Annotated in this window: 19 protein-coding genes; 8 read left to right on the top strand and 11 right to left on the bottom strand. The window is 59.6% G+C overall.

Translation table 11 applies throughout. The features are described 5' to 3' along the window. Positions 1 to 49: 49 nt before the first annotated feature. Both panC and panB read left to right on the top strand, forming a co-directional pair. Positions 50 to 925, top strand: coding sequence for a pantoate--beta-alanine ligase (gene panC, locus Q4Q11_RS04485; protein WP_498568773.1), 876 nt, complete (start codon positions 50 to 52; stop codon positions 923 to 925). Continuing rightward, positions 926 to 1747 carry a 3-methyl-2-oxobutanoate hydroxymethyltransferase gene (gene panB, locus Q4Q11_RS04490; RefSeq protein ID WP_498568774.1) on the top strand — a complete coding sequence of 274 codons (822 nt, stop codon included), beginning with the start codon at positions 926 to 928 and terminating at the stop codon, positions 1745 to 1747. 7 nt (positions 1748 to 1754) lie between these two features. Here panB and Q4Q11_RS04495 read toward each other — a convergent pair whose 3' ends face one another. After that, positions 1755 to 2006, bottom strand: coding sequence for a DUF2164 domain-containing protein (locus Q4Q11_RS04495; protein ID WP_112510231.1), 252 nt, complete (start codon positions 2004 to 2006; stop codon positions 1755 to 1757). 232 nt (positions 2007 to 2238) lie between these two features. Between Q4Q11_RS04495 and Q4Q11_RS04500 the strand changes: the two genes are divergently transcribed. Further along, complete coding sequence (locus tag Q4Q11_RS04500) at positions 2239 to 2961, top strand: AzlC family ABC transporter permease (RefSeq protein WP_498568775.1); 723 nt, start codon at positions 2239 to 2241, stop codon at positions 2959 to 2961. A gap of 2 nt (positions 2962 to 2963) precedes the next feature. Further along, the gene (locus tag Q4Q11_RS04505) at positions 2964 to 3275 is read left to right on the top strand and encodes an AzlD family protein (RefSeq protein WP_112510237.1); all 312 of its coding nucleotides are present in this window, start codon (positions 2964 to 2966) and stop codon (positions 3273 to 3275) included. A 64-nt stretch (positions 3276 to 3339) separates the two neighbouring features. Here Q4Q11_RS04505 and Q4Q11_RS04510 read toward each other — a convergent pair whose 3' ends face one another. After that, positions 3340 to 5175 carry an aminopeptidase P family protein gene (locus Q4Q11_RS04510; protein WP_498568776.1) on the bottom strand — a complete coding sequence of 612 codons (1836 nt, stop codon included), beginning with the start codon at positions 5173 to 5175 and terminating at the stop codon, positions 3340 to 3342. A 351-nt stretch (positions 5176 to 5526) separates the two neighbouring features. Here Q4Q11_RS04510 and Q4Q11_RS04515 point away from each other — a divergent pair, with 351 nt between their 5' ends. Then, positions 5527 to 5667: a hypothetical protein gene (locus tag Q4Q11_RS04515; RefSeq protein ID WP_498568777.1), complete on the top strand. Its 141-nt coding sequence runs from the start codon at positions 5527 to 5529 to the stop codon at positions 5665 to 5667. A gap of 202 nt (positions 5668 to 5869) precedes the next feature. Here Q4Q11_RS04515 and Q4Q11_RS04520 read toward each other — a convergent pair whose 3' ends face one another. The 3 genes from Q4Q11_RS04520 to Q4Q11_RS04530 are packed head-to-tail and all read right to left on the bottom strand — an operon-like array spanning position 5870 to position 8527. Next, positions 5870 to 6748 carry a 50S ribosomal protein L11 methyltransferase gene (locus Q4Q11_RS04520; protein ID WP_112510242.1) on the bottom strand — a complete coding sequence of 293 codons (879 nt, stop codon included), beginning with the start codon at positions 6746 to 6748 and terminating at the stop codon, positions 5870 to 5872. 20 nt (positions 6749 to 6768) lie between these two features. Beyond that, a complete protein-coding gene (locus Q4Q11_RS04525) occupies positions 6769 to 7917 on the bottom strand; it encodes an FAD-dependent oxidoreductase (protein WP_498568778.1) in 1149 nt (382 codons plus the stop codon). Between the two features lie 7 nt (positions 7918 to 7924). Then, a complete protein-coding gene (locus Q4Q11_RS04530) occupies positions 7925 to 8527 on the bottom strand; it encodes an SCO family protein (protein WP_112510247.1) in 603 nt (200 codons plus the stop codon). 447 nt (positions 8528 to 8974) lie between these two features. Here Q4Q11_RS04530 and Q4Q11_RS04535 point away from each other — a divergent pair, with 447 nt between their 5' ends. Further along, positions 8975 to 9439, top strand: a complete 465-nt coding sequence (locus Q4Q11_RS04535) for a chemotaxis protein CheW (RefSeq protein ID WP_112510249.1) — start codon at positions 8975 to 8977, stop codon at positions 9437 to 9439. Between the two features lie 267 nt (positions 9440 to 9706). Here Q4Q11_RS04535 and Q4Q11_RS04540 read toward each other — a convergent pair whose 3' ends face one another. The 3 genes from Q4Q11_RS04540 to Q4Q11_RS04550 form a co-directional block, all read right to left on the bottom strand. Further along, a complete protein-coding gene (locus tag Q4Q11_RS04540) occupies positions 9707 to 10201 on the bottom strand; it encodes a CreA family protein (RefSeq protein ID WP_112510251.1) in 495 nt (164 codons plus the stop codon). Between the two features lie 187 nt (positions 10202 to 10388). After that, complete coding sequence (locus Q4Q11_RS04545) at positions 10389 to 10832, bottom strand: SRPBCC family protein (protein WP_113216282.1); 444 nt, start codon at positions 10830 to 10832, stop codon at positions 10389 to 10391. 37 nt (positions 10833 to 10869) lie between these two features. Further along, a complete protein-coding gene (locus Q4Q11_RS04550) occupies positions 10870 to 11193 on the bottom strand; it encodes a winged helix-turn-helix domain-containing protein (protein ID WP_113216283.1) in 324 nt (107 codons plus the stop codon). A 339-nt stretch (positions 11194 to 11532) separates the two neighbouring features. On the opposite strand from Q4Q11_RS04550, the gene Q4Q11_RS04555 reads away from it, so the two are divergent. Further along, entirely contained in the window at positions 11533 to 12069 is a 537-nt protein-coding gene (locus Q4Q11_RS04555; RefSeq protein WP_498568779.1) for a GNAT family N-acetyltransferase, read from the top strand. 40 nt (positions 12070 to 12109) lie between these two features. Here the strand turns inward: Q4Q11_RS04555 and ligA are convergent, their stop codons facing one another. Then, complete coding sequence (ligA, locus tag Q4Q11_RS04560; protein ID WP_498568780.1) at positions 12110 to 14263, bottom strand: NAD-dependent DNA ligase LigA; 2154 nt, start codon at positions 14261 to 14263, stop codon at positions 12110 to 12112. Positions 14264 to 14608: 345 nt separating this feature from the next. On the opposite strand from ligA, the gene Q4Q11_RS04565 reads away from it, so the two are divergent. Continuing rightward, positions 14609 to 15349 carry a CDP-diacylglycerol diphosphatase gene (locus Q4Q11_RS04565; protein ID WP_113216286.1) on the top strand — a complete coding sequence of 247 codons (741 nt, stop codon included), beginning with the start codon at positions 14609 to 14611 and terminating at the stop codon, positions 15347 to 15349. 213 nt (positions 15350 to 15562) lie between these two features. Here Q4Q11_RS04565 and recN read toward each other — a convergent pair whose 3' ends face one another. Continuing rightward, entirely contained in the window at positions 15563 to 17236 is a 1674-nt protein-coding gene (gene recN, locus Q4Q11_RS04570; RefSeq protein ID WP_498568781.1) for a DNA repair protein RecN, read from the bottom strand. 12 nt (positions 17237 to 17248) lie between these two features. Further along, the gene (locus tag Q4Q11_RS04575; protein WP_498568782.1) at positions 17249 to 18118 is read right to left on the bottom strand and encodes an outer membrane protein assembly factor BamD; all 870 of its coding nucleotides are present in this window, start codon (positions 18116 to 18118) and stop codon (positions 17249 to 17251) included. Between the last annotated feature and the right edge of the window lie 167 nt (positions 18119 to 18285).

Raw genomic sequence — 18285 nt, forward strand, 5'->3', positions numbered from 1 at the left:
ATGGAGGCGGGCGGCGTGGGAAGGCGTTGCTTGCCGAGGGAGTGCCACAATGGAGATCGTCCACACGATAGCTGCCCTGCGCGAATGGCTCGGCGCACAGCGCAAGGCAGGCAGGAGAATCGGCCTGGTGCCGACCATGGGCTATCTGCATGCCGGCCATATGGAACTGGTCTCCCGTGCAAAAGCCGAGAACGACATCGTCGTTACCTCTATTTTCGTCAATCCGCTGCAGTTCGGCGCCAATGAAGATCTGGCGAAATATCCCCGCGATCTCGAGCGCGACAGCGCCATGCTGCGCGACGCTGGCGTCGATTTTCTCTTCGCACCCGGTGTGACCGACATGTATCCGCGCCCGATGGAAACGGTGGTCGACGTGCCGAAGCTCGGTGCGGAGCTGGAAGGCGCTGTTCGCCCGGGCCACTTCGCCGGAGTTGCCACCGTCGTCACCAAGCTCTTCAACATCGTCCAGCCCGACAGCGCCTATTTCGGCGAAAAGGACTATCAGCAAGTGACGATCATCCGCCGCATGGTCGAGGATCTGGCCCAGCCTGTCCGGGTCGTGCCGGTGCCGACCGTTCGGGATGCGGATGGCCTGGCGCTCTCCTCGCGCAACGTCTATCTCTCGAAGGAAGAGCGGACCGCCGCCGCCATTGTCCCGAATACGCTTGCGGAAGCCGAAAGGCTCTATGCCCTGGGCGCCGACGATCCTTCCGCATTCGAGGAGGCGCTGCGGACCTTCATCGAAAAGGAGCCGCTTGCCACCGCCGAGGTCGCCGCCGTCCGCCACCCTGAGACACTGGAAACACTGACGAAACTGCAAGGCCAGCCGGTGCTCGTCGCCCTGTTCGTGCGCATCGGCACCACACGCCTGCTTGACAACCGGGTCATTGGACACAGATCGTCCGCCGATGAAAGGGCCGCATAAATGAGCACCGTCGGACACGTCAAGCGCAACACGCCCGCCGCCATCGCGGCCATGAAAGGCACGCGCCCCATCGTCAGCCTGACGGCCTATACGACGCCGATTGCCCGCCTGCTCGATCCGCATTGCGACCTGCTGCTGGTCGGCGATTCCCTCGGCATGGTGCTCTACGGCATGGAAACGACCGTCGGCGTCACGATGGAAATGATGATCGGCCACGGCCAGGCCGTCATGCGCGGCGCGAAACATGCCTGCGTCATCGTCGACATGCCCTTCGGGTCCTACCAGGAATCGAAGGAACAGGCGTTTCGCAATGCCGCGCGCATCCTGAAAGAAACCGGCTGCGACGGCGTGAAGCTGGAGGGCGGGGAGGAAATGCGAGAAACAGTCTCCTTCCTCACCTCCCGCGGTATTCCGGTCTTCGGCCATGTCGGGCTCATGCCGCAGCAGGTGAACACGACCGGCGGCTATCGTTCGCTTGGGCGCTCGGACAGTGAAGCCGACAAGATCCGGCGCGATGCGAAGGCGATCTCGGAGGCCGGAGCCTTCGCCATGGTGATCGAAGGCACGATCGAGCCGCTCGCCCGCGAGATTACCGCCGCAGTCGCCATCCCCACCGTCGGCATCGGCGCTTCTGCCGCCTGCGACGGGCAGATCCTCGTTTCCGACGACATGCTCGGCCTGTTCAACGATTTCAAGCCACGCTTCGTCAAGCATTTCGCAGAACTGGCGCCGGCGATTTCCAAAGCGGCGGCGTCCTATGCCGAAGAGGTGAAGGCCCGCACCTTCCCGGCCTTGGAGCATACGTTCCAGCCGAAGAAGTGACGGTCCATCAATCCTTGGCAGGTTCCTTTTCCAGCAGATAGATCGCCTCGCCGAAATCCTCCATCTTGCTCATCAATGCGGCATGGGCGTCGCGCAGGCCCTGATTGTAATAGTACGGCCCAATCTCCGCGGTGAAGAAATCGAGCAGGAATTCGGCCGGCAGCGTACCGAGCGTCTGATCCAGTTCATCGGCGAAATAGCGCTTGACGCGAGCGACCATGGCCGCCTTCTCCTCTTTCGCAAAGGTGATCTTCTTCATCTTCGCTATCTCCCATTTTGCGAGCGAGCCCAAAGCTCTGGATCAAGGAAATCAATTGATCCATCAAGGAAATTCAATTGCTGGCTCCAAAGGCACGGCTTACACCTCCCGCCATTGAACAGCGCGGCAACAAATGCGCAAGGGTGCAACTATCGTTGTTTCCATGCGTGATCCGCGTCCCCGATACTTTCTCCGAGGCAATGCGGGTTTTCCACAAAGGACAAAGCGGACCATGAGTCGCGCGGAATTTCTTGAAGGCTTGAAGGGTGGCATTCCCGTCGGCCTCGCTGCAGCGCCCTTCGGCGCACTCTTCGGCGCGCTGGCGCGCGATCAGGGCATGTCCCTTGGCGAGCTGACCCTGATGAGCGGCACCGTCTATGCCGGCGCCAGCCAGATGGTGGGCATCGACCTCTTCGGCCATAATGTTCAGGCTTGGCTTATCGTGCTATCGATTCTCGCCGTGAACTTTCGCCATGTTCTCTATTCCGCGGCGATCGCGCGCTATATCAGGCACTTTTCCGCGGTGCAGAAGTTCTTTACCTTCTTCCTGCTGGTCGATCCGCAATTTGCTGAGACGATCAAGCGTCACGAAAGCGGCAAGCCCGTAACCTTCTCCTGGTACATCGGCTTTGCGGCGGTGATCTATATTCCCTGGGTGGTGGTGAGCCTGATCGGCGGTCTTCTCGGCAGTTTCATCGGTGATCCGAAAGCCATCGGCCTCGATATTCTGCTGCCGGTCTATTTCCTCGGCATCGTCATGGGCTTCCGCACGCGCGACAACTTTCTGCCGGTCGTGGCCGTCAGTGCAGTCGCATCAGCCATCGCTTATCGCTATGTCGGCTCGCCCTGGCATGTCAGTATCGGTGCATTGGCAGGCGTCGCGCTTGCCGCGATGCTGCCGCCGATAAAGGCGAATCGGAAACCCGATATCGCACATGAAAGCCACGAGGTCTGACCATGTTCGATTTCAATCCGCACATGGTTCTGCTGATTGCGGCTGCCGCCGTGGTGACCTTCCTGACGCGCATTGGCGGCTATATCCTGATCGTCAAGATGACCCGCATCCCGCCGCGCGTCGAGGCCGCACTTAATGCCGTGCCCGCCGCTGTCCTTACGACCCTCGTCGCACCCGCCTTCTTCATCGGCGGCTGGGATATCAAGGCGGCGATGCTTGCTGCCCTTCTCGTCTGCTTGCGCTATCCCTCGACTTATATGCTCGTGGCGGGATGGATCGCCGTCATGGCATGGCGCCATTCCATCGGCGCTTGAGATAATAAAAGACCCCATCCCACCTTCGCAGCAGGATGGGGCTCGTATTTCTCAATAGCTGACCTCAATGGCTGAGTTCGAGCGTGGCATTTTCCAGCCACGCCCGGACGTCATGATCATGAATCAGCGGCATCAGCGCCTCGCGAGTCTGGGCGTGATATTTGTTCAGCCAATGCAGCTCGTCATGCGTCAGCAGTTCCACGAGCACCAGGCTCCGATCGATCGGGCAGAAGGTCAGCGTCTCAAAGCCCAGCATCGGCATGTCGCCGCCCGAGATCTCCTCCGGATCGCGGATATAGATCAGGTTTTCGATGCGGATGCCGAAATGACCCGGACGATAGTAGCCAGGCTCATTGGAAAGGATCATGCCGGGAAGCAGTTCCTGCACGGCAAGCCGCGCAATACGTTGCGGCCCCTCATGTACGGAAAGATAGGATCCGACGCCGTGGCCGGTGCCATGGGCAAAATCGACGCCAGCCTTCCAGAGCGCGATACGCGCCAGCGGATCGAGATCGCAGCCGCGCGTCCCCTTCGGGAAACGCGCCGTGCTAATGGCGATCATTCCCTTCAGTACCAGCGTGAAGAGACGCTTCTGCTCTTCGGAAACAACACCGATGCCGACGGTGCGGGTAATATCCGTCGTGCCGTTGATGTATTGCGCGCCCGAATCGATGAGGAACAGCTCGCCCGCCTGGATCAGACGGTCGCTCGCCGTCGTTACACGGTAATGCATGATGGCCGCATGCTCGCCAGCGCCCGCGATCGTATCGAATGAGATGTCCTTCAGTGGGTTCTGCATGCTCTCGCCGACACGGGCGCGGCAAGCTTCCAGCCTTTCTGCGGCGGCGATTTCCGTTACCGTGCCCGGCTTGCTCGTCTCCAGCCAGTGGAGGAATTCGACCATGGCGGCGCCATCCTGCAGATGGGCAGCAGCGGAGCCGTTGATCTCAGCGGCATTCTTGCAGGCGCGCGGCAGCTTGGCGGGATCATTGCCCTCCACGACCTCTCCGCCTTCGCGGCGGATGATGTCGGTCAGGGCGTAGGAAACGAGATCTGGATCGACCAGGATCCGCCCACCATTCGCAGCCGCAGCGGCCAGGCGCTCGGTAAGTTCGGAAGGCGGCAGCTGCTTGCAGATCTGCGCTAGATAGGCTTCGGCCTCGACCTTGGTCTTGCGCTTGTCGAGGAAGAGTGCCGCTTCCCCTTCTGCGTAGATGATGGCGCGGGCCAAGGGGTGCGGCGTGTGCGGCACGTCGCTGCCGCGGATATTGAAGATCCAGGCGACAGACGATGGATCGGTAATCAGTGCCGCCTTGAGATTCTTTTCCTTGAGGCCGTTCGCGATCGCCGCAAGCTTGTCCTTGGCGAGGACGCCGGCCTGGGCGATGTCCTGAATGATAACGTTGCCCAGCGGCTCGGCCGGCCTGTCCGTCCAGAGCCTGTCGAGCAGATTGTGAGGCAGAAAGACGAGCTTGCCGTCTATCTCGGCCAATGCCTTTTCCAGACGGCGCACTTCCGCACCCGTATGCAGCCACGGATCGATGCCAAGCCGGAAACCTTTCTTCGCGTGACGCGGCAGCCAGACATGCGGCGGCTCGTTGACCAGATCGCCGCCGGTGAAGACGCTGCGGTCCACCTGCTCGGCAAGTTGCGTGACATAACGGCCATCCACGAAAACCATGGCCTGAGAGTGTGTCACAAGCGCAACACCTGCCGATCCCGTGAAGCCCGTAAGCCATGCGAGCCGCTCCGAGCATTTAGGCACATACTCTCCCTGATATTCGTCGGCACGCGGTACCAGGAAGCCGTCAATGCCGAGATCGCCGAAGGCGGCGCGCAAACCGGCAACACGCTCGCGCCCGAATTGCGGGGTGGAAGTGACGTCGAAAGACTGAAACATGAGTTGATCCGAGACTGGTGGAGAATCCGTGAAATTGAGTTGTGCCAGTATGTTAGAGCATGATTGCCGGAAGTGCGACGTGATTTTCGGCAGCAGGCGAAAACTGTCTGCGGGATGGTTGCTCGGGCTTGCCGGCTTGCCGGCTTGCCGAATTCAGCCATGATGCCGTTAACGAATCCGCCCATTTCATGAGCATCGCTTTTCAAATATGACAACTTCACGGCACAATGCATGCATGCTGCGCATAGCTCCCATGAAGCCTCCCCCCTGCCACGCCAGCCGGCGAGTCGCTATATCGCAGCCATCAAACGGGTTCACGAAGAACCAGCTCAAAACCAAGGACTGAAGACAATGCCTATCACTCGCTCCGCATATGTTAGCCCGGCGCTGGCTGGCGAGCGTCGTACCGTACGCCACTCCGTCGGCTCGCTTCGTCAGCTCGAAGTCGAAACCTCGCGGGCAATCGGCGCAAGCCGCGGCGGTCACCGCTAAGAAGTTTCCAAGCTACGCGTTCCAAATAGGTCGCGGTCCGGTTCTCCTCCTCCCATCCGGACCATGATCAGAACGCTAGAGCCTGCTCGAGCACTCCTCCTCCACACGCTCGCGGGCAAGATCGGCGAAAGCCGGTCTCAAGACGGTGCCTCGGCACCGTCTTTTTTTGTTTTTGCAATCGTAGATGCAGGAAGTGAGCGGCTCAGGGCCGGTCGAGGTGGATGGTAACCCAGCCGTTGCGCCAGATCGTGCGCACATGGCGCAGATTGACGCCGTTATAGGCTGCAAGCACCTTCCAGCGCTGTTCGGCCAGAATACCCGAAAGGATGACCGAGCCACCAGGCGCCAGATGAGCCACGAGCTGCGGCGCCATCTTGATCAGCGGGCGCGCAAGGATATTAGCGATGATAAGGTCGAAGGGGCCATGCTTGGAAAAGGCGGTCGAGTGAAATCCCGGCGCCGTCTCCAAGGCGATTCCGGAAGCGATCCCATTGCTGCGGACATTGTCGCGTGCAACGCGGACGGCGACCGGATCGATATCCGTCGCCAAAACCGGAATGTTGCGCAGCTTGCGCACGGCAATCGCTAGGACACCGCTGCCGGTGCCGAGATCGAGCGCATTGCGCACGCGGCGGCTGGCAAGAACCTTTTCGATCGTCTCGAGGCAGCCCGCCGTCGTGCCATGATGACCGGTGCCGAAAGCCTGCCCGGCCTCGATTTCGATGGCGATGTCGCTGGCGCCGACCTTGTCGCGGTCATGCGAACCGTGAACGAGGAAGCGGCCGGCACGCACCGGCTTCAAGCCCTCCAGCGACTTGGCGATCCAGTCGATATCGGGGAGCACTTCCCTTTGAACGGCGAGTTCGGCGAAAGCCGGCTTCAAAAGCGCCTCGAAACGATCGCGAACCTCATCTTCATCCACGGCATACAGATAGATCGACGCTTCCCAGAGATCGTTCTTCTCGTCGATCTCAGTCGTTGCGATCGGAAACTCCTCGTCCTCGAACACCGGTGTCATCAGATCCAGGATCTGCCCGGCCTTCTTCTCGGTCGTCGTCACATAAAGGCGAATTTCACTCAACTCGTCGCTCTTTCTCGTTCTTATTCGGCCCAATCGATCCAGGGCGGTCTTGGCGTGTCATAGCCGGCCACATTCTGAAGCAATATCCGGCGGGCTGGGCCGAAGCGCAGCAACAGCGGCGCAAACAGATTGCGCGCCGCTATTGCCAGCGGATTTGTCATGGTGATCAGTCGCGTCAGGGCATATGTCTGCTTCAACACCTGCTTCACGGCGGGAATTCTCAAGGCCGAATACTCCTGTTCTCGGCCTTCCGCAATGAGCCAGGCAAGCCAGCAGGCATCTTCGACGCCGAGATTCATGCCTCGTGCGCCGGCCGGCGAATGAATATGCGCGGCATCGCCGGCAAGAAAGACATTGCCCTTGGCCATGGGTTCGACATGCCGGAAGTTGATGCGGAACTGGGAGGCCCACGTCTTTTCAGCAATGGCGGCCGGATGAACGATGCGGCTTTCGAAATTCTCCAGCGTCGAAATATAGCGAATGATATCAGCCGTCACAGGCAGCCGCCCAACCATGCCGGGATCGAAAAGCGATATCTCGCCGAAATGCGTATCGACCGGCTCCGCATAACGGAAATCGGCAAGATAGAAATAAGCCTCCAGTGCCTCACCCGGGAAGCCGGCGCCGAGCGCCTTGCGCACCGCAGAATGAGCGCCATCGGAACCGATCAATATGTCCGGCCGCACCGTCTCCGACGTACCGTCAGTCCGGCGCAGCGTGACCTCCGGCTTTCGAGGGTCCGACATGGCTTCCGCGACCACGGCCGTCTGCCATTCAGGCGAGATGCCATAGACCGAAAGCGCCTCCATCAGCAGGCGCTCGGTACTGCCCTGCGGCAGAGCGCAAACAGCGCTGAAGCGGCCTTTTACCTCTCGAGTATCCAACTGGATGAGAATTTTCTTATCCGAGCGGACGCGAAAGCGCTCGATCGGCTGGGCAGCAGCGAGGATGTGGTTTGCAACGCCGGAAGGAGACAGAAGCGTCAGCGTGCGGGCGTTGACGCCTAGCGCACGACTCTCTTCCATAGGTGTCGGCCCACTGCCGTCATCGACGATACGTGGCAAGAAGCCGCGACGGGCGAGCTCGAGTGCAGCGGCAAGACCAACCGGCCCAGCCCCCGCGATTAGAATGGATCTGGATTTTCCCTGTTCGCCAATCCGCTCGCTCATCCAGCCATTACCCCTTCTTGATCAGGTTCTCCAGCTTCTTCACCGCCACGTCGGGATTCTCTTCATAAGCGATGGTCCCGGCAAAACGGCCTGCCGAATCCAGCAGGAAGACGGAAGCCGTGTGATCCATCGTATAGTCGCCGTTCGGCTGCTTCTCGTCCACCGGCACCTTTTTGGCATAGACGCGGAACCCCTTGACCATGTCCATCACCTTGGCGGGATCGCCGGAAATGCCCGTGATGCGCTTGGATACGTTGGAAACATATTGATCCATGACAGCGGGCGTATCACGCTCGGGATCGACGGTCACGAAATAGGCATTGAGCTTGCTGCCATCCGGATCGACCTTCTGCAGCCAGCCATTCAGCTCGAACAGCGTCGTCGGGCAGACATCCGGACAATGCGTATAACCGAAGAAGATGGCCGACGGCTTGCCGCGGAACGCCTGCTCGCTGATCGGCTGGCCGTTTTGCGAGACGAGCGCAAAAGGCACGCCATAAGGTCCGGATGCCGCCAGCTCGGGCGGCTTGCCGCCGCCGAAACTCAACCATCCCAATATTCCGGCAGCGACCAACACGACCACCCAGACTGCAATCCGCACGCTTCTCATGACTGCCGTTCCTCACCGATCCCTGCGGCCGCGCCCAAATGTGCGCGGCCAACCCACTTGCCGATGTACCGGCTCGAAGTGGAGGACGCAATTCAAGAAGATGTTCAGAGGCGGCCGAAATCGTCGCAGCATACAAATTCGGTCTTTCAAGCCCGATTGCCCCTGTTTCCCCGCTCTTTCCGGGTTGGCGGGGCAAAATCCGCATTCATGTTAAACCAATCCTAACCTGTCCGCGCGAACATCGCTGACAAAGACCGAACTCGATTTCGCTCGCCGCCCGAAAGCGCGGCAAACTACTTTATCTCAGAAGGGCATGACGCCCGCCGGACGCCAGGCACTTTGCCCCGAAGCTCCGGACGCTGCCGCTGCCCAAGCCGCTTCAGCCGATCTCATCTTTTCAATCGCGAGCGTCGCTTGCCGGCGATGCCAATCGGGAAGCCATCGAACATGACGAACGCCATCAAGCAATCGGGCGCCTATCTGGAGATCGTCTCCTTTCATCTCGGCGATCAGGAATTCTGCATCGACATCATGGCCATCCGCGAAATCCGCGGCTGGGCGCCGGTCACGCCGATGCCGCATACGCCGCCTTACGTGCTCGGCCTCATCAACCTGCGGGGCGCAGTGATCCCCGTCATCGACATGGCCTGCCGCCTCGGCATGAAAATGACGGAACCATCGGAGCGTTCGGCGATCATCGTGACCGATATTGCGGGCAAGCTCGTCGGTCTGCTGGTCGAACAGGTATCCGACATGATGACCATCAAGAGCGAAGATCTGCAGCCGGCGCCGGAAATCATCCCGGAAACACAGCGCGCCTTCTGCCGCGGCATCGTGGCACTGGAAAAGACCATGGTCTGTTTCCTCAACCTCGATACGGTCATCGCGGATCAGCTCGCCCAAGCCGCCTGATTTCAATAGTTTGGTGCATAAAAGCAGATCGCCCCAGAGCTCGGCTCCAGGGCGGTCGTTTTTTTGTAACCGACTTTGGCTGGGGTGTAGCCATGATGCCGGTCTTGCAGGCCGTGAACAGGGGCAAGAGTCGCCTCCGTGTCCGCATCCAGAATTGCATCAAAAAGGTGCAAACCGAAAGCAACTAAAAGGAACTCAGCAACCCAAGAGTAAGACTTTTTTTGGTATTATCCGTCCGCTGAGCATTTGTGAGGCATCAAAATACCTCTATTTCGGTTTGCCGTTCTTCCACGTAACCTGCTGACCAAACAAGGGGATTGTCGAAATTGCCATCTTGGCGGAGCCATCCGTCAGCTGGCGCGAATGGATGAGATAGACCAGCGTATCGTTCTTCTTGTCGTAGATTCTGGTTACGACCAGCTTCTTCCAGACGAGCGACAGCCCGGCGCGAAACACCTCTTCGCCGCTTTCGGAAAGACTGATATTGCCGATCTCGATCGGGCCGGTCTGGCGGCAGGCAATGGAACTGTTGGAGGGATCTTCGAACCAGTTGCCCTTGCGCAGCCGGTCGATAACGCTGCGATCGAAATAGGTTACATGGCAGGTCACGCCCGAGACTTCCGGGTCCGCCACGGCATCGACCAGAATATCATTGCCCGTCCAGTCTACACCGACCTTGCCGACCACCTCGGCGGAAGCGGAAACAGGCGCGAGTGCCAAAAGCGAAACGGCAATAGCGGCAAAGAATTTGGGTGAACGCATCGATCATTCTCCAACAAAAGCCGCCGGGAGCGCGAGCGGCACCGCTAAAGTAAGATGACCGATGAGCGATGCAAGATGGAGCGGATCATCTTGCCGCCTACATCGATCAGGAGGTGCGGGTGCAGCTGGCATGCGGGCGCTGCCGCCGAAGCAACGGCGCCCGCATCGAGAGTAGAGGGACGCCACCTCACTTCTGGCTAAATACGACCGCTCCGGTTTCCAGCAGCGATTTGAGGTTCGACAGGATCTTCGGCCAGCCACCGGAAACGGCTTCGATGAACTTGGAATTCTCGACCTCGATCGCATGGGTAACCGTCAACTTCACGACATCCTCCGCCGGCTCGAGCTCCATCACGCAGCGCGACCAGCCTTCGGCCTTCAGTTCCGGGCGCCACTCATTGCGCCATTTGATGGCAAGCCGCCGTGGCGGATCGAACTCGTCGATCTCTCCCGTGTCGGCGACACGGCCATCCGAAAAGAGCATCTTCCATGGCGACCCGACCTTCCAGTCGGTATCGTGGACCATGTCGAACCAATATTGCCTGATGAATTCACGCCCGGTCAGCGCAGACCAGAGCTTTTCCGGCGTGGTGCGGATGAAGGTGACGTAGACGAATTTGCTGCCAGTCATGTCATTTCTCCCTGTTTGATTGATCTGCCTGCCGGAGCTACCGGCCGCCCTCGTCTTCCAGCGCCTTCTTCAAAGCGGAGAGTGCGCTCAAATGCCGGCGTTCGAACTTGTTGATCCAGCGTTCCGCAATGCCGTTGATCGGGACCACGTTGATGAAATGCAGCTTCTCCCGCCCCTGCTTCTCGGAGGAGACGAGATTGGCTTCCTCCAGAATGGCAAGGTGCTTGGCCACCGCCTGCCGGGTCATGTCCAGATCTTCGCAGAGTGCGTTCAAAGTCTGCCCGTTGCGCTCGTAGAGCCTGTCGAGCAACTGTCGCCTGCTGACATCCGCCAGCGCCTTGAAGACTGCATCGTCATCCATTTATACGGAACTACCCAGTTGCCTTTTTTTCATTTTATAGGCAACCAAATGGTTGCCTGTCAAGCGATAAGTGGGAACGCTGCATCTTCTCTCGCCTTGATGCCCCGGCAGTTCGGGCAACGGATGCATGCAACGAGCGATTGACAATCTTTGCATCGCAGCGGATTATCCACCCATGATCGCAAACCGCGCCACTATGATGCACTTTCACACTATCTCTCCCTTTGCAGGGCGAGTGGAAGCTGTGTTGCGCTGAGCTGACTGCGATCCATCTCAACCCTGCCAAGGTGAGCAGGGTTGCAGCCTCCTTGCTCTCCTCATCAATATCAAGGAGAGCCCATGTCGTTCGAGGAGCAAGATCAAGCCAAACGACGGTCAGGCAAGATTGGTGCAGTCGAGATTCGCGCCGCATGCCCGTCCGATGCTGAAGGAATCGCGGCGATCGCCAATCTTCCCGGCTTCCGGGCCGGCACGCTTCGCCTGCCCTTTCAAAGCGTCGAGGAAACACGGCAATGGCTGGAGAAGTCGCCGCCCAACTCGACCGGCCTTGTCGCGGTGCTTGACGGACAGATTGTCGGCAATGCCGGTCTGAATCGCCTGGCCGGCCGGCGGATTCACAGTGGCAGCATCGGTATGGGCGTGCATGACGATTATACGGGCTGCGGCATCGGCTCCGCGCTGCTGGGAGCCCTTGTCGATATCGCCGACAACTGGCTGGCGATCAAGCGCCTGGAACTGACCGTCTATATCGACAATGCGCCGGCGATCGGGCTCTATGAAAAATTCGGGTTCAAAACCGAGGGCCGGCTCAGAGCCTTCGGTTTCCGCAACGGCGAATATGTGGATGCATTCACGATGGCGCGGCTGAGATTCTGAGCAATAAAGGAGCGGCGGATCGAGATTCCGCCGCTATCCGTCATCTGCCGATCAAGTCCAGCCACTCGTCCTCAGTCATGACCTGGACGTTGAATTCCCGAGCCTTGTCAAGCTTCGAACCGGCCCCAGGCCCCGCCACGACGATATCGGTTTTCTTCGACACCGAGCCGGAAACCTTGGCGCCGAGGCTCTCCGCCGTCGCCTTGGCCTCGTCGCGCGTGAACTTTTCCAGCGAACCCGTAAAGACGACAGTCTTGCCGGCTACGGGGCTGCCCGATGTCACCGGCTGTTCGGCCTCCTGCGGCTGCACCTGCTCCAGCAGCTTCGTGATCACGTCGATATTGCGCGGCTCCTTGTAAAATTCCACGATCGCCCGCGCCACCACCTCGCCAATGCCCTCGATATTGTTGAGGTCGTTCCACGCATCGCCAGCAAGCGGTGCGGCTTCCTTCATCGCCGTTTCGAAGGCTTCATAGGTGCCGTAGGACCGTGCCAGAAGCTTGGCCGTCGTCTCGCCGACATGGCGGATGCCGAGCGCGAAGATGAAGCGATGCAGGGCGATCTGCCGCCGCTCGTTGATTGCGGCATAGAGCTTGCCGACACTCACCTTGCCGAAGCCTTCGATATTCTCGAGCTTCGCAAGCGAAGCCTGCTGACGCTTTTCCAAAGTGAAGATATCCGGCGCAGTCCTGATCTGCAGGGCGGGATCTTCGCTCTCGAAAAAGAAGTCGATCTGCTTCGACCCCAGCCCGTCGATATCGAAGGCATTGCGGGAGACGAAATGCTTGAGATGCTCGGTCGCCTGCGCGCGGCAGATGAAACCACCGGTGCAGCGGGTGACAGCATCGACCTTGCCGGTCTTCTCGTTGATGTCACGCACTGCGTGGCTGCCGCAGACCGGGCACACCTTCGGAAATTCATAGGGCACGCTCGACGGCTCGCGCTTTTCCATGACGACATCGACGATCTGCGGGATGACATCCCCTGCCCGCTGCACGATCACCATATCGCCGACGCGGATATCGCGGCCATCGCGGATCGGCTCGCCCTTGTTGCCGATGCCCTTGATGTAATCGGCATTGTGCAGCGTCGCATTGGTCACGACCACGCCGCCGACGGTGATGGGCTCGAGGCGCGCGACCGGCGTCAACGCTCCCGTGCGACCGACCTGGATATCGATGCCGACCAGACGCGTGAACGCCTGCTCCGCCGGAAACTTGTGTGCCGTTGCCCAACGCGGCGAACGCGAACGGAAACCGAGCCGGGCCTGCAGTTCCAGGCTGTCCACCTTGTAGACGACGCCATCGATATCGTAATCGAGATCGGGCCGCTTCAGGCCTATCTCCTCGTAATGACCGAGAATGTCGGCGACCGAGCTCAGCCGCTCCATCAGCGGGTTGACCGGGAAGCCCCAGGATTTGAAGATCTGCACCATGCCATACTGCGTATCGGCCGGCATGTCCGACATTTCGCCCCACGCATAGGCGAAGAATTTCAGCTTGCGGCTCGCCGTCACTTTCGCATCGAGCTGGCGCAAGGAGCCTGCTGCGGTATTGCGCGGATTGACGTAGGTCTGTTTACCCTCGGCTTCCATCTGCGCGTTGAGCGCCAGGAAATCGCTCTTGGCCATATAGACCTCGCCGCGCACCTCGACGACATCGGGCGCGCCCGCAGGCAGCATCTGAGGGATCTCCTTGATGGTTCTGATATTGGCGGTGACATTTTCGCCCGTCGTACCGTCTCCGCGCGTCGCGGCACTCACCATCCGGCCATTCTCATAGCGGATGGACATCGAAAGACCATCGATCTTCGGCTCGGCGGTGAAGGCGATCGAATTGTCGGGCAGCCGGCCGAGGAAACGATAAACGCTGGATACGAAATCCTCCACATCCTCCTGTGAGAACGTATTGTCGAGCGACAGCATCGGCCTTGCATGAACGACGGGCGCGAAGGTCTCCGATGGTGCTGCCCCCACCCGACGCGAAGGGCTGTCGGCGCGGACCAGTGCAGGAAACCGGGCCTCGATGGCGTCGTTGCGCCGCTTCAGTGCATCATAATCCGCATCCGAAATCTCAGGCGCATCCTTGGCATGGTAAAGCGCGTCATTGCGCGCGATCTCCGCGGCCAGATAAGCCAGCGCTGCGGCCGCTTCCTCTTCGCTCAAATTTTCCACCGGCTTCTGTTCGGTGCTCATGAATCTACACTCCCCGATTTCGGAGATGTTTTAGAGCACTTCCGGGAAAAGTGCGAAGCGGTTTTCCATGCGGAGAACGTAAAAACAAATGGAAAAATACGGAACTCAATCGCGGCCGCGAATAATCGTTACGGTGGCATTCACGACAACTTTACGCCATGAACGCAATGTTATCACAAGGATGCCGGAAATATCAGCGTTCGGCCAGCCGTGATGGAAACCGTCATCGAATTCCTGCGGCCGGCAGCTCTTCCGCGTCTATCGCAAGGGATTTAAGGTAAGCTATCATCAGAGCAAGGTGTCTCCGGAAATGATCGGGTCGTCAGCAGAAATTCGAAATCGCGCATGAAGCATCGTCTTGCCGTTCTCTCTGTTTCTCTTGTTATCATAGTCGTGATCATGAGCTCGTTCGTCAGCCGCTCTGCTTTGGGGCTGGTCGTTAGTGCCTGCGAGGTCAATTCTACCCTGACGGGATCGCCGTATCCGTGCCTCAAGATAGTTCAGGCGCAGGATCCGTTGTCTTCCTACGTCGTTCTTCGCGAGCCGACCGATAAGGAGCGGACCATTCTTGCGCCGTTGGCCGACGTGCCCGGCATCGAGGATCCACGCCTTCTGACAGCCGGAGCGCCGAACTATTTTGACGAAGCATGGAGAGAGCTGTCGTCAATCGATCCGCGTGCAACGAAAGCTACGCGACCGAATTTTGCGCTGGCGATAAACGCTGCCAGTTGGCGCACGCAAGATCGGCTGCATATCCACATGGGCTGCGAGACGCCTCGCTTTCATGCGCTGCTGAAGACCCATGCTACGGAAATTGAAAATGACCGGTTCACAAGCCTGGGGACAAACGTCGGTTGGTGGGCGACCTTCCATGCGGCCGATGACCTCTCCGATTTGAATCCGTTGAAGCTTGTCGCAGACGGTGTCGATGGAGCCCGCTCGAACATGAAAAACTTGGTCGTCGGCGTCTTCAGCGCAACATTGCCGGACGGGCAGCACGGCTTCTATATTCTTGCGAGGATAAGGGGAGCAAACAAGTTCCACGGCTCCGCCGAGGATATGATTGATCCCAAGTGCCGACTCTGAAGCTGTTCCGGAAAAAGCGCATAACGGTTTTCCGTCCGGATTGCGCAAATGGGAAAGGACGGGCGTTTTCGCGATTTGAAGAAAAGCGGGAATGCTCAAGGCCAGTCACAGGTAGATCGCGTTTTCCGGGGCTTCAAATTTGCCTGAGCGCTGGCGTGGTGGGCATCCATTCCACACAGAATCTGAAAACCCGGCGACGAGAGCCCCTGGCGATCAGCCGTTGCCGGCCAGCAAGCGCTTGGCGGCGGCTCTAGCCTCTTCGGTAACAGAAGCGCCTGCCAGCATACGGGCGATTTCCTCGGTGCGGTCCTTCGGCTCCATCGTCGCAACGTGTGTGGAAATCTTTTCCGAGCCGTCCGCAACCGGTCCCTTGGAGATCAGCAGATGAGTCGCGGCGCGTGCGGCAACCTGCGGCGCATGGGTGACGGACAGCACCTGCACGCGATCGGAAAGACGCTTCAGCCGCTGGCCGATCGCATCCGCAACCGCGCCGCCGACGCCTGTGTCGATTTCGTCGAAGACGAGGGTCGGCGCCGAGCCGCGATCGGCGAGCGCCACCTTCAGCGCCAGCAGGAAACGCGACAGCTCTCCACCGGAAGCGACCTTGGTGATAGGGCCAGGACGTGTGCCGGGGTTGGTCTGCACATGGAATTCGACGACATCGATGCCATCGGCCGTCCCGGCTTCGGGATCGCTTGATATCTCCACCATGAACCGTGCCCGCTCGAGCTTCAGTGCCGGCAATTCCGCCATGACGGCCCCGGCAAGCGCCTCGCCGGCATGGCGGCGCTTCTCCGACAGGCCGCGCGCGGCCACATCATATTCCGCCTTGGCGGCGGCAAGCTCGCCGTCAAGGCGCGCCAGCCTTTCTTCACCGGCATCGACATCGGCAAGCTCCGAAACCATACGCTCGGCCAATGCCGGCAGCTCGGTGACCGGCACCGAATATTTGCGGGAGGCGGCCCGTAGTGCAAACAGGCGCTCTTCGACCCGCTCCAGCTCGCGCGGGTCGTATTCCGTCTTGCGCAGCGCGGCCTCTACTTCCATCTGCGCGTTGGAAAGCTGGTCGAGGGCGGCGTCGAGCAGCGCGACCGTATCTTCCAGCAGCCCGGGTGCTTCATGGCTCTTGCGCTCCAGCCTGCGCACCAGCGATGCGATATGCGGCACGGGCGATGCATTGCCATTGAGGAATTCGGAAGCCTCGGCGATATCGCCGGCGATGCGCTCGGCCTTCATCATCCGCGAGCGCTTCTCGGCAAGTTCATCCTCTTCGCCGTCCTGCGGTGAGAGCTTCTCCAGCTCCTCGACGGAAGCACGCAGATAATCCGCCTCGCGTGCGGCCTTCTCCACCTGCTCCCTATGCTTCTTCAAGGTGCGATCGGTGTCGCGCCAGACCCTGTAAAGCCGGCCGACCTCCTGTGCCTCGTCGGCAAGACCCGCGAAGGCATCGAGCAATGTACGATGCGCATCCGTATCGACGAGCGCACGATCGTCGTGCTGGCCGTGAATTTCGACGAGAAGCTGCCCGATCTGGCGCATGAGCTGGACGCTGAGCGCCTGATCGTTGACGAAGGCCTTGGTACGGCCATCAGCTGACTGGACACGGCGGAAGATCAGGTCGCCATCGTCATCGATGCCGTTTTCGCGCAGGAGCCTGCGGGCCGGATGCTGGGTGCCGACATCGAAAACCGCGGTCACTTGGCCGCGGTCCTCGCCATGGCGCACGAGACCGCCATCGCCACGCCCGCCGAGGGCCAGCGAAAGGCTATCAAGCAGGATGGATTTGCCCGCACCCGTCTCGCCGGTCAGCACCGAAAGCCCGGACTCGAAGGCAAGATCCAGCCGCTCGATCAAAACGATATCGCGGATCGAAAGCTGGATCAGCATCTGCGCTCAATCTCACGTCCCAAGAAGAAGTTTCTTGCCCGCTCTGGAAATCCACGAACCGGAGTTTTCGCTCGGCTCCACGCCACCCTTCTGCAGCAGCTGATAGGAATCCTTGTACCAGCGGCTGTCCGGATAATTGTGACCGAGAACGGCAGCCGCCGTCTGCGCTTCAGGCACGATGCCCATCGCATAATAGGCTTCGACGAGGCGCGCCAGCGCTTCCTCGATCTGGTTGGTCGTCGGATACTGCTCCACCACCACACGGAAGCGCGAAATGGCAGCAAGGTAATCCTTGCGTTCCAGATAGTAACGGCCGATCTGCATTTCCTTGCCGGCGAGCTGGTCGCGGGCGAAGCGGATCTTTTCCTGCGCGTCGCTGACATACTGCGACTTCGGATAATTGTTGACGAGCTTGGTCATTGCCTCGATCGTCTGCTGTGCTGCGCGCTGATCCTGCGTCACGTCCACGATCTGCTTGGCGTAGGAAGAGCCGACCAGATACTGCACGTAGTCCGCATCTTCCGACGCTGGATATTGCTTGAGATAGGCATTGCCGGTCTGCACCGCCTCGTCATAGCGACCTGTGCGGTACTTGACGAAGGTGCTCATAACGAGCGCCTTGCGAGCCCATTCCGAAAAAGGTTGCTGCTGATTGATGGCATCGAACTTCTTGCCGGCCTCAGTCATATTGCCCGCCTTGATGTTGGCAAGGCCCTGGTTATAGAGCATCTCCGGCGGATCGGTATCGACACCGAGCTTGGTGATGTCGATGTCCTTTTTCGTATTACAACCCGTCACCACCGCACCGGTACCGGCCAGAAGGAGCGATACGAGCAAAGCCCGTGCTGTGATATTCATGCGTTCAGACCTTGCAAAACCCATCGGATGACTGTCCCATAGCCGTCGTTGCGGAGACGGCGTTCTCTCGCTGGCGTTTCTAGCCGCAAAAACACTATCAGGGCAACGCATTGATGATGCATTAACGCATTTTTGTGGCAAAGGCGGCATATCCGCAGCCTTTAATGCCTGTTTTAACAGGAGATTCCCAT

It is taken from the genome of Rhizobium sp. UFLA01-1127, assembly GCF_059803845.1.

What these genes read in the sequence shown, in the direction of transcription:
- panB (WP_498568774.1), top strand. Translation starts at nt 926, where the DNA reads ATGAGCACCGTCGGACACGTCAAGCGCAACACGCCCGCCGCCATCGCG.
- Q4Q11_RS04575 (WP_498568782.1), bottom strand. Translation starts at nt 18,118, where the DNA reads ATGGGTTTTGCAAGGTCTGAACGCATGAATATCACAGCACGGGCTTTG.
- Q4Q11_RS04500 (WP_498568775.1), top strand. Translation starts at nt 2,239, where the DNA reads ATGAGTCGCGCGGAATTTCTTGAAGGCTTGAAGGGTGGCATTCCCGTC.
- Q4Q11_RS04540 (WP_112510251.1), bottom strand. Translation starts at nt 10,201, where the DNA reads ATGCGTTCACCCAAATTCTTTGCCGCTATTGCCGTTTCGCTTTTGGCA.
- recN (WP_498568781.1), bottom strand. Translation starts at nt 17,236, where the DNA reads ATGCTGATCCAGCTTTCGATCCGCGATATCGTTTTGATCGAGCGGCTG.
- Q4Q11_RS04535 (WP_112510249.1), top strand. Translation starts at nt 8,975, where the DNA reads ATGACGAACGCCATCAAGCAATCGGGCGCCTATCTGGAGATCGTCTCC.
- Q4Q11_RS04525 (WP_498568778.1), bottom strand. Translation starts at nt 7,917, where the DNA reads ATGAGCGAGCGGATTGGCGAACAGGGAAAATCCAGATCCATTCTAATC.
- ligA (WP_498568780.1), bottom strand. Translation starts at nt 14,263, where the DNA reads ATGAGCACCGAACAGAAGCCGGTGGAAAATTTGAGCGAAGAGGAAGCG.
- Q4Q11_RS04510 (WP_498568776.1), bottom strand. Translation starts at nt 5,175, where the DNA reads ATGTTTCAGTCTTTCGACGTCACTTCCACCCCGCAATTCGGGCGCGAG.
- Q4Q11_RS04495 (WP_112510231.1), bottom strand. Translation starts at nt 2,006, where the DNA reads ATGAAGAAGATCACCTTTGCGAAAGAGGAGAAGGCGGCCATGGTCGCT.
- Q4Q11_RS04550 (WP_113216283.1), bottom strand. Translation starts at nt 11,193, where the DNA reads ATGGATGACGATGCAGTCTTCAAGGCGCTGGCGGATGTCAGCAGGCGA.
- Q4Q11_RS04545 (WP_113216282.1), bottom strand. Translation starts at nt 10,832, where the DNA reads ATGACTGGCAGCAAATTCGTCTACGTCACCTTCATCCGCACCACGCCG.
- Q4Q11_RS04505 (WP_112510237.1), top strand. Translation starts at nt 2,964, where the DNA reads ATGTTCGATTTCAATCCGCACATGGTTCTGCTGATTGCGGCTGCCGCC.
- Q4Q11_RS04555 (WP_498568779.1), top strand. Translation starts at nt 11,533, where the DNA reads ATGTCGTTCGAGGAGCAAGATCAAGCCAAACGACGGTCAGGCAAGATT.
- panC (WP_498568773.1), top strand. Translation starts at nt 50, where the DNA reads ATGGAGATCGTCCACACGATAGCTGCCCTGCGCGAATGGCTCGGCGCA.
- Q4Q11_RS04530 (WP_112510247.1), bottom strand. Translation starts at nt 8,527, where the DNA reads ATGAGAAGCGTGCGGATTGCAGTCTGGGTGGTCGTGTTGGTCGCTGCC.
- Q4Q11_RS04515 (WP_498568777.1), top strand. Translation starts at nt 5,527, where the DNA reads ATGCCTATCACTCGCTCCGCATATGTTAGCCCGGCGCTGGCTGGCGAG.
- Q4Q11_RS04565 (WP_113216286.1), top strand. Translation starts at nt 14,609, where the DNA reads ATGAAGCATCGTCTTGCCGTTCTCTCTGTTTCTCTTGTTATCATAGTC.